12 protein-coding genes, 1 pseudogene and 1 riboswitch are annotated in these 9473 nt (G+C 28.9%); of the genes and pseudogenes, 4 read left to right on the top strand and 9 right to left on the bottom strand.

The window, feature by feature from the left end:
• From Q0649_RS20920 to Q0649_RS20935, 4 genes are all read right to left on the bottom strand, one after another.
• On the bottom strand, nt 1-439 hold a 439-nt coding region (locus tag Q0649_RS20920), incomplete at its 3' end, for a sigma-70 family RNA polymerase sigma factor (RefSeq protein ID WP_298846421.1).
• Nucleotides 440-667: 228 nt separating this feature from the next.
• Nucleotides 668-874: a hypothetical protein gene (locus tag Q0649_RS20925; RefSeq protein ID WP_298846423.1), complete on the bottom strand. Its 207-nt coding sequence runs from the start codon at nt 872-874 to the stop codon at nt 668-670.
• Between the two features lie 609 nt (nt 875-1483).
• Nucleotides 1484-2302 carry a sporulation transcription factor Spo0A gene (spo0A, locus tag Q0649_RS20930; protein WP_298846427.1) on the bottom strand — a complete coding sequence of 273 codons (819 nt, stop codon included), beginning with the start codon at nt 2300-2302 and terminating at the stop codon, nt 1484-1486.
• Nucleotides 2303-2352: 50 nt separating this feature from the next.
• Nucleotides 2353-2952 (bottom strand): PAS domain-containing protein, encoded by a 600-nt coding sequence (locus tag Q0649_RS20935; RefSeq protein WP_298846430.1) that lies wholly within the window; start codon nt 2950-2952, stop codon nt 2353-2355.
• A gap of 192 nt (nt 2953-3144) precedes the next feature.
• Between Q0649_RS20935 and Q0649_RS20940 the strand changes: the two genes are divergently transcribed.
• Nucleotides 3145-3375, top strand: coding sequence for a helix-turn-helix domain-containing protein (locus Q0649_RS20940; RefSeq protein ID WP_298846434.1), 231 nt, complete (start codon nt 3145-3147; stop codon nt 3373-3375).
• A 368-nt stretch (nt 3376-3743) separates the two neighbouring features.
• The gene (locus tag Q0649_RS20945; RefSeq protein ID WP_298846437.1) at nt 3744-3902 is read left to right on the top strand and encodes a hypothetical protein; all 159 of its coding nucleotides are present in this window, start codon (nt 3744-3746) and stop codon (nt 3900-3902) included.
• Nucleotides 3903-3950: 48 nt separating this feature from the next.
• On the opposite strand, the gene Q0649_RS20950 is transcribed toward Q0649_RS20945, so the two are convergent.
• The 3 genes from Q0649_RS20950 to Q0649_RS20960 form a co-directional block, all read right to left on the bottom strand.
• Nucleotides 3951-4463, bottom strand: coding sequence for a hypothetical protein (locus Q0649_RS20950; RefSeq protein ID WP_298846440.1), 513 nt, complete (start codon nt 4461-4463; stop codon nt 3951-3953).
• Between the two features lie 496 nt (nt 4464-4959).
• The gene (locus tag Q0649_RS20955; RefSeq protein ID WP_298846442.1) at nt 4960-5475 is read right to left on the bottom strand and encodes a GNAT family N-acetyltransferase; all 516 of its coding nucleotides are present in this window, start codon (nt 5473-5475) and stop codon (nt 4960-4962) included.
• Nucleotides 5465-5620: a hypothetical protein gene (locus Q0649_RS20960; RefSeq protein ID WP_298846445.1), complete on the bottom strand. Its 156-nt coding sequence runs from the start codon at nt 5618-5620 to the stop codon at nt 5465-5467. The genes Q0649_RS20955 and Q0649_RS20960 overlap by 11 nt, the downstream gene beginning before the upstream one ends.
• Before the next feature lie 19 nt (nt 5621-5639).
• A riboswitch (cyclic di-AMP (ydaO/yuaA leader) is annotated at nt 5640-5765 on the top strand.
• Nucleotide 5766: 1 nt separating this feature from the next.
• Between Q0649_RS20960 and Q0649_RS20965 the strand changes: the two genes are divergently transcribed.
• Nucleotides 5767-6666 carry a cell wall hydrolase gene (locus tag Q0649_RS20965; protein ID WP_298846448.1) on the top strand — a complete coding sequence of 300 codons (900 nt, stop codon included), beginning with the start codon at nt 5767-5769 and terminating at the stop codon, nt 6664-6666.
• 257 nt (nt 6667-6923) lie between these two features.
• Here the strand turns inward: Q0649_RS20965 and budA are convergent, their stop codons facing one another.
• Nucleotides 6924-7637 (bottom strand): acetolactate decarboxylase, encoded by a 714-nt coding sequence (budA, locus tag Q0649_RS20970; protein WP_298846451.1) that lies wholly within the window; start codon nt 7635-7637, stop codon nt 6924-6926.
• Between the two features lie 236 nt (nt 7638-7873).
• Nucleotides 7874-8344: a HEAT repeat domain-containing protein gene (locus tag Q0649_RS20975; protein ID WP_298846453.1), complete on the bottom strand. Its 471-nt coding sequence runs from the start codon at nt 8342-8344 to the stop codon at nt 7874-7876.
• A gap of 337 nt (nt 8345-8681) precedes the next feature.
• On the opposite strand from Q0649_RS20975, the pseudogene Q0649_RS20980 reads away from it, so the two are divergent.
• Nucleotides 8682-9233: pseudogene (locus Q0649_RS20980) on the top strand (NAD(P)-dependent oxidoreductase); the annotation flags it as partial.
• Between the last annotated feature and the right edge of the window lie 240 nt (nt 9234-9473).

A 9473-nucleotide genomic window follows, 5' to 3' on the forward strand; every position in this document is an offset into this window, starting at 1 on the left:
TTGCTATTTCAGTTACAGAAGGCTCTTTATCGTACTCTTTCATCCATCTATCTCTTACTTGTAATGCTTTATATGCTGTATCCCTTAAAGACCTGCTAACTCTTATAGAATTATTATCTCTTAAGTATCTTCTTATCTCGCCGATAATCATAGGAACTGCATAGGTTGAAAACCTAACATTTAAGCTTAAATTAAAATTATCAATGGACTTCATTAGCCCAATACAACCTACTTGAAATAAATCATCTACATTTTCTCCTCTGCTATTAAATCGCTTTATCACACTTAAAACCAATCTTAAGTTTGCTTCAATAAATTCTTTTCTACATTCTGGTTCTCCATTTTGTATTCTATATAGTAACTCTTTCATTTCTTTTTCTTTTAATTTAGGTAACTTCGAAGTATTTACACCACTTACCTCAACTTTATTAAACATCATAAGGTCATCATTCCTTTCAAAGTAATAGTAGCTTTAAAATTATTCCCTTATGATTTGTTTATTATACTAGAGACAACCTTACAATAATATTTTTAATAACAAGAATGTGGGTGTATATCTTTCCAAATTTAATTTTAGCATTTATTGCATTTGTTTTATTCATATTTGGATTTTTTAGTGGTAGCAACAAGGAGGCTATTAATAAACCTCCCATTGCAATATAATTACCTAGAAGATTTCAGTGTATTCTTGCGGTAAAAATGTTAATCTATAACCATCTGATTGGCTATCTACACAAGATAACATGTCAATACTAACAATATTTTTTCCATAGATGAATATTTTTGCTGTATCGCCCTTAGAGATTGCAAGATTTAATCCACTTCCATGGTGATAATTAAAATCTTTTTTGCATGCTACAATTGAATCTACCATAGGTTATGCTCCTTTGTTATTTAGTCTAGTACATATAAGTTAGTACCTAAATTTAATATACTTTTTTACATTGGAAGTCGTTCTTCCTATAGTGCTAACCAGCATGTACTATTTGTTTCTACTATACCATAAAATGCTAAATTTTCCTTTATATATTTGAAATTTCTTTTAGTTCAAGTTTATTGAAAATATGAAATTTTTAATTTTAAAAACAAAAGAAAAGAGTATGATTTAAATAATGTTACTGAAGCTAGGGCTTTCCCTAATGATGAGGATTTACAAGAATTATACAACAAGAATGAGGAATATTTTAACTTTATAAAAATAGATTTATATAGTGTATGGAAAAATGATATTGTTATAGATGATAAAGATTTGGTTAATATCAAATATATTAATCAAAATGCATTACAAATTATAAATAATTATATTGAAGATGAACTTAAGATTCTTAGCAAACAAACAAGTTAGTTAATATTATTAAAAGACAAACTTTTAGTTTAAATACTAGAGTTTGTTTTTTTTCTTCTACTTAAATATATATTTATCATGAAATAAGCCCTAATCATTGGAGAATATAAGATCTATTGATTAGGACTTTAAATAAAATTAACTAATTTTATTTTGTAGTCTTAACTTATCAGCTACCATGGCTATAAATTCTGAATTAGTAGGTTTGCCTTTTTCATTATTAATTGTATAACCGAAAATCTTATTAATAGTGTCTACTTGTCTTCTACTCCATGCAACATCTATTGCATGTCTTATTGCTCTTTCTACTCTAGTAGCAGTAGTATTATACTTTTCGCCTATTAATGGATATAATTCTTTTGTTATTCCTGATAAAAGTCTAATATCATTCACTACCATGATTATTGCTTCCCTTGCAAACATGTAACCTTTTATATGAGCAGGTATTCCAATTTCATGCATAATATTAGTTATTTGAGCAATTAAAATATCATCAACTAATTGATTTTTATTAATTTTAGTTTCAGTATTATCAACATAAGTAATTGCTTTTTTTACATCATCACTATCTGTAATGTAACCTACTATCTGCCTTATCCTTTTAACTAATACTTCCATGTCAAAAGGTTTTACAACATAATAATCTGCTCCTAGTGATATGGCTCTTCTGCTTATATTTTCCTGGCCAACTGCTGATAAAACTATAATACGAGGTAATGGGTCTAAATCTATTGTATTTAGTCTCTCTAGAACTCCCAAACCATCAAGAATAGGCATAATTATATCAAGTACTACTAAATCAGGTTTTTTTTCTTTAATCAGTTTTAATGCTTCTACTCCATTCGCTGCGAAGCCAATAACGACGATATCCTTTTGCACTAATAGATAATCATTAAGAATGTTACAAAATTCTTTGTTGTCATCAGCGATGATTATGTTTATCTTTGATTCTTCCATTATATAAGCTCCTCTGTAGAAGTCATACTCAATATGTATGACTTCTTTTTTTATATTACTAATTTTATGTTTGTTATATCAACAAGAGACAAGACGACACCTTTAATTGAATTTTCAAATGTAAAGCATGGTGCACATTTGAATAAATACCATTTTCCATTTTTACTTTGAACTTCCTTCTCGGACGAAATATGACTGTTTAATACTTCCCTTGCACCTATATTTAAGTCATCGTTAATCAAATTATTAGATATATGATGCATCGGGCGTCCAATATCTTGAGTTATAAGGGGTATCTCTTTAATTACGCTTGGTGTAAACTTTCTTACACAAAGATTTTCATCTAGGAAAATAATCCCAATCTCAGAACTGTTTAAATAGTTTGTCATATCATTGTATAAATCATCCAATTCTTTATTCTTATATTGACACTGCGTGTTAATCTCTTGTAACTCATTATTTACTGATTGGTATTCTTCATGTGTACTAAGTAATTCTTCATTGTAAGAACTCTGGAATTCCTTTGATATTTGGAGGCATTCCTTGGTAAATTTTAATTCTCCTTCAAGTTGTATAATTCTTTCATTCGTTTCTATTTCTAAATCATTTTTTTTTGTAATTAAATTTATAACTGGCATTATATCTTTCATAATGAATATCTCCTTTTTCTATATTTAAATTTATCCTTTAGTCTATTTTTGTTTTATTATAGATAACCATAATTGAATATGTTATGATTATAACAGTTCTATCTATCGTTATTGGCTATTTTTTACAAACTTTCCCAAAAAAATGTAAATATTTAATACGTTTTAAGAGAAGAAAGGATGTGCCATTGTCATATGTATAAATTTACACTTAAACTACAAGAAGCTAGGAAGCACAAAGGTTTGACACAAAAGAGATTAGCATTTATAGCGAGTATATCTCAAAGTCATATTAGTGAGTTAGAGAGAGGGCACGAAAGCCCAACATTAAAAACTGTAGAAAATCTAGCCGATGCACTAAAAACACACCCATATGATTTATTAGAAGTAGATAGCTTTAAAAATAAAAAGCACTATATTAAATAATATTCTTATATTTTCTATTAATTAAGTCTTATTAAAATGTTATATTTGGCTAAATATACTATTTAGTGAGTAGTTTATAATATAACAATTATAAAGGTAAGTCCAAAATTTTGGACTTACCTTTAATTTATATTTTTAAAACATTATTACTATTTTCCCTTTCCCTAATGGTAAATGCAATTATTGAATTATTTTTGACATTTATACTAAACTTGATACAACCTCAATATTATATATAATTAGAAAGGGAAATTAGGTCTTAAGTTATATCTGTTTTATTCGCTAAGACAGAGGGATTAATAATAGGTAAAGAAGCATTTAGATCACAAATTAATTATCTAAAAACGCATAGATATAACACAATAACTATGGAACAGCTTGGTGCTAATGTAACGAAGGGAGCTGCGTTACCCAATAAACCAGTAGTAATAACATTTGATGATGGGTATAAGTGTATATACAATGGCATATATATGTGGAATGTACAATACCAATACTGTAAAGGCAGTAAAAGCAACAACAATTAGGTTAGGGATAAGCACAAAAGCAGGGCTTACATCAAGACAAGATAGTGTCTATAGCATTAATGTAGCTTCAGTAATTCCGGTTATCCAAGTAGCACCAGTAATTCCTGTAGAACCTGTTATACCTGTAGCTCCACTTGCACTAGTATTTACTGTACATTCTGGTGTCTCAAATAACACTAAATTTGCTACAATTGGTACCAAGGTGGAATAAACTATATCATTAGAAGTTTTATTAATTAAACTTAATGCTATTGGAGCAGAATCAACTTGTATAATATCAAAACCTATAACCTCACCAGTGTTAATAGAGGAGTTACCTATCAAATCATCCCCATTAGATGATTGAATTGAAAAAATTAGATTGTTAGATCCTAACGATGACTGAGTTGATACAGACCAGTTGATAAAATACATTCCGTTTTTATTTATTACTATTTGACCAGTTAAGGAATCATAAAATACAGATCCTTTACTATTTAATAACGTGTCAAATATTACATTATCATTTGGACTTATTGTTCCAGCAATTTTTCTTTGGATTTGTAAGCCTGTTGTGTTCAAATTACATCTCTCACTTTTGCAATGAAACATATCATTGCTGTTCTATAATATGTCGTTTATATTTGTTGGTTAATGATACTTCATTATTACATTCTTTCTTGCCTTACTTGAGTTATATTGTTGTTAAAATGTAGATTAAAATTTTATAAAACTAAATAAGAATTTAATTGAAAAAATAATATTAATAGCTAATAAGTGACTTAAATCACTGAAGTGTAGGGAGTTAAATTTAAGTTAAAATGCAATGAAATTTAATTAAATTTAAAAGATTCCATTCCAACTAAATGTGAAGGCGATGTCTTTAAATAAGCAAGATACACTAAAGCTAAACATATTTATTTGACAATAAACTACAAAAGTGAGTAAGAGAGAGTAAAAAAGCAAAAGGCATTCTTTTAAAGAGTGCCTTTTGTTTTTTTATAATGTATATTATCAAGAAGAAAGGTTATCTGAATAATATCTTTCTTCTGTTTTATCAGATAGAAACACTTTATAATTAGATAGTTATCCAATATCTTTGAGTTACTTCTCCATCTTCAATAACGTCATTCTCAAATACTCCGCCATTATTTAATATAGTTTTTGCTGAAGCTATATTTGTTTTGTCACAAGTAACCAGTACTTTCTTAATACCTAACTGTTTCACTAATGATAATGATAGTGAAAGCATCTTCGTAGCATAGCCCTTTTTACGTTCAGTAGGCCTTATTCCATAGCCTATATGTCCTCCATAATTTAGTAAAAAATCATTTAATTCATGTCTGATATGTAATGCACCATAAATTCTCATATTTTCATCAATTAGAAAATATAGAGATGCTGGAACAAAGCCATCTTCATATGATTTATTGGTTGTTTGGATCTTCCAACAATTAATTAAATCTTCATAATTTACAATACTTTTCCTCGATGCATATGGAATTATTTTTTCCCCTGATTTTTCCCATTCAACTATATAATTATTATATTCTTTTTCCATTTCAAGTTTTGGTTCAACCAACTTAAATATCATAAAACTCCTCCTTCGATTTGTTTAGTACAGTATGTAGTTTAAATATGTTTTTATCTTCTAGATATTTAGATACTTCTTCATTTAATTTAAGTTCAAGTAGGGGCAAAACTTCTTCTTTTTTAGCATAATGAATATAAAAGTTCATATAATAGTTAGTGTATCTGTATTGCCAATAGCTGAATCTTCCAAAAGAAGTACCAGAGATTTAATTTTGGGGTGAAGCTTTATAGAAAGAAGGGTACCTTTACCCTAACCCCTCAATTAACCTGGGAAGCACAAGGAGGGAAAATAATGACTAAATTTATAGGTTTCAAATCTGTTTTCTTAACATTGGTGTTAGCAATCTGTATCACCTTAATTACATCAACAAACCTATTTGCAGCTACATTAAATAAAACATATACTATAAAAAGTGGGGATTGTTTATCTGTAATAGCACAAAATCATGGAGAATCATTAAATAATTTAAGGAAAGCTAATAATAAATGGAGTGATTTAATTTTCCCAGGGCAATTTCTTGATGTTTCAATAATAAGTGGTCTTACTACAAAGCAAATGTCAAAGAATAGTGTTTCACTTAAAAACTATACTGTAAAAAGTGGGGATTGTTTATCTGTAATAGCACAAAATCATGGATTATCATTAAATAATTTAAGGAAATCTAATAACAAATGGAATGATTCTATTTTACCAGGGCAAATTCTTAATCTTTCAGTAGCAACTACATCTACTGTGAAACAACCAAAACATTCAGTAGCAATTAAAGCTACTGTGAAACAACCAAAACATTCAGTAGCAATTAAAGCTACTGTGAAACAACCAAAACATTCAGTAGCGACTAAGACTACTGTAAAGAAACTCTCACCAAGGTCAAAAAATTATACATCAAGTGATGTGAACTTACTAGCTAGAATAATAACTGCCGAGGCAGGAGGGACCTCTTACAATGATCAAGTTTCTGTAGGCGCTGTAGTTTTAAATAGGGTTAAAAGCAACCTATTTCCAAATTCAATTAGGGCTGTAATTTATCAAAAGTCTCAATTTACTCCTGTAACAAATGGAAGCATCAATAAAACTGTACAACCAAGTGCGCTTAAGGCTGCATATTCAGCACTAAGTGGAAATGATCCAACTAATAAAGCGTTATACTTTCATAATGATAACGATAACAATCTAATATTTCAATATTGACTTAGAATCATAATATAGAATATTTTAAGTAATGTAAGAATACATGCAGCAAACAATTATTATGAAATTTATAATTACCAGTATGGACTGGTTAAAAATCCTTCACAAATATGATACTTGTATAACAGTTCAGTGAAGGTAGAGTGTAATTGAGAGAGTTTAATTTAAACTCTCTTTTCACTTTTTTGGTTAAATAAATTGCCTGATTATGATTTTTTAATCTTGATATTATAGCCCTCTATTATTCACAATAAAATTTATTTTTCTGAGGAAGAAAATTCATCTTTTAAATTTCCATAATCAAATTTGTTTTTCATGAAATTAGAATCATTTAAAGGAAAATGGAGATCAATATTTTCTGCTACCTGGCATTTTATCTTTCCATAGTTCAATGTAAAATTTAATAAGTGCCCGCCCAAATTTTTTTCATCATTAATAAAGTGTAGATGAAAGCCTGACCCTGATACTCCTAAGTACAATTCTGGAATGTAGAAACCAACAATAGTACCCTTGCATTTATCAATATTAAATTCTAGTTGATCTTTAGTTGCATTAATTAATCTCGGATAAGGTTTTTCTTGTTTAATAACTGTCCTAACATGAACATTTTCAAATTCTCCATCAATGCGAAACATGGAAAAAGTATTTCTACTGTCCAAATGTGTTAGCATTTTTTCTTTTACCTTATCTGAAGATAATTTATTATTAAAGGTAATTGTCTCATCTTCTTGAAAGCTACCAACCAGGGCATAAGCAACTTTTTGATGATCGCTAGCAATAGAGAAGATACCATCTTGACGTGATTGATAAGCTTTACCATCAAGAACAATAAGTTCTCCATTTAATTCGTCAAAAGTTCCAATACCCATATCTCCATGTTTTAATAATTCGTTAATTGATAGGCTGCCTTCAAATAATCCGGTCATTAAGGTCCCTATTGAACCATGTTGAAACAATTTAATTTTTTTCATCGTTAGGTTACTCCTTTTATATACTGATTTCTTATATTTTAACATATTTATTAAAAATAAAACAAAATTATGATAGTGATAACAAAACAAATAAATTTATAGATTTATAAATGAAAAAAATTATTTGGGGGAGAAGAATAATTATGGATAAAAATAAACTGCTGTGAAAAATAACTTCACGGCAGTTGTTATATAAACATATGAAATACTTTTATGGTAAATATTCTAGATAATAATTATTTGTTTGCAGGCTTGCTTTTGGGTTTGTTTTTTAAAACACTTAAAATCCATTCATCAAAACTGTTTCCTTTATCGCCCTCATATACATCATATGGTTCAGGATAAAGTTGTTTAAATTTCTCTTTAAACTTAGTTATTTCAAAACTATCCGTGATTACACTATCTACATTATATAGTTTTTTATTTATGTCTTTAATTAAATGAACCTTTGGTTTACCGAGTTTCAAACGTTTACCATTCTTAGTTATGCCTAAGGATTGAGTTGCCCGGAGAGCTTCCTCTTTAACTTTAAATACTAAATCATGCATTGCTAATCTTGTTAATACATCTCGCGATTTTTGACATTTCCAATTTTTAAGTTCATTTACTGCTTCAAGTCTTTTTCTCCAATTAGTTTTATCATCTGCCATTTTAACTAACTCATTAATATTATTAGGAGTCTCTTTCTTAATTTCGATTACTGCCACCTCGAATACACCGCCTATTTTATTTATTTTATATAATGTATATTAAAAAGCATAATAAAATATAACTTTTTAATTCAAATAAATTGTTATAAGTAAGCATTGGTATATTTTTTATATTTAGTAAAGGATGCACTGGGTGATTTATCAAAGATGTTTGATGCATTAGAAACCATATCCTCTTACTAGCTAAAGCAAGCACGACAATAGTTTGTATAGAAAATATATTATATAATTTTTGATAAGTAAGTAAATATATACTATAATATATATAAATTAGTATGAGGGGAGAAATTATCATGAAAATTGTAATACTTGATGGATATAAGGAGAATCCCGGTGCTTTTGGGATTATCCATTGATTGAGTTGGCAGGCAAAACAATGGGCATTATAGGATTTGGACGTATTGGCAAGAGAACTGCTAAGATAGCAGAGGCATTTGGAATGAAGGTTATAGCCTATGATGAGTATCAGAATAAAACATTAGAAAATGAAAACCAAAGATATGTTTCACTCGATGAACTGTTAGCAAATTCTGATGTAATATCATTGCACTGTCCCTTATTCCCATCTACGCAGGGTATTATTAACAAGGAAAGCATTTCGAAGATGAAGGATGGTGTCATTATTATAAACACCTCACGTGGTGGTCTAATTGTGGAAGAAGATCTTGCTATTAGCTTAAAATCAGGTAAAGTATATGCTACGTGTTCCGACGTAGTTTCCACCGAGCCAATTAAACCTGATAACTTACTCTTGGGTTGTGATAATGCTATTTTGACGCCGCACATTGCGTGGGCACCAAAAGAGAGTCGTGCTCGCTTGATGGACATCGCTGTGAATAATTTAAAGGCTTTTATTTCTGGTAATCCAATTAATATAGTCAATTAAGTGCGATAGTAGTTTGTATATAAAAGGGATTATATACAAACTTGTTAATAGTTTCTCAAATAATTTTGGGGTTTCAAATACCCCTCCCTTAATTACATTCTTATTTCTAATCACCCCTAATTAAGTTTACTGATAAGAGAACAATATTGCTACCAATTAAACATAACATTTTTGTCAACTATAAGTTGCATTTGGATTTTGAAAAAGATCGGAAGAGCGTCGTGTAGGGAAAGAGTGTGG

It is taken from the genome of uncultured Clostridium sp. (genome assembly GCF_937920395.1).
Taxonomy (GTDB): Bacteria; Bacillota; Clostridia; order Clostridiales; family Clostridiaceae; genus Clostridium_AD.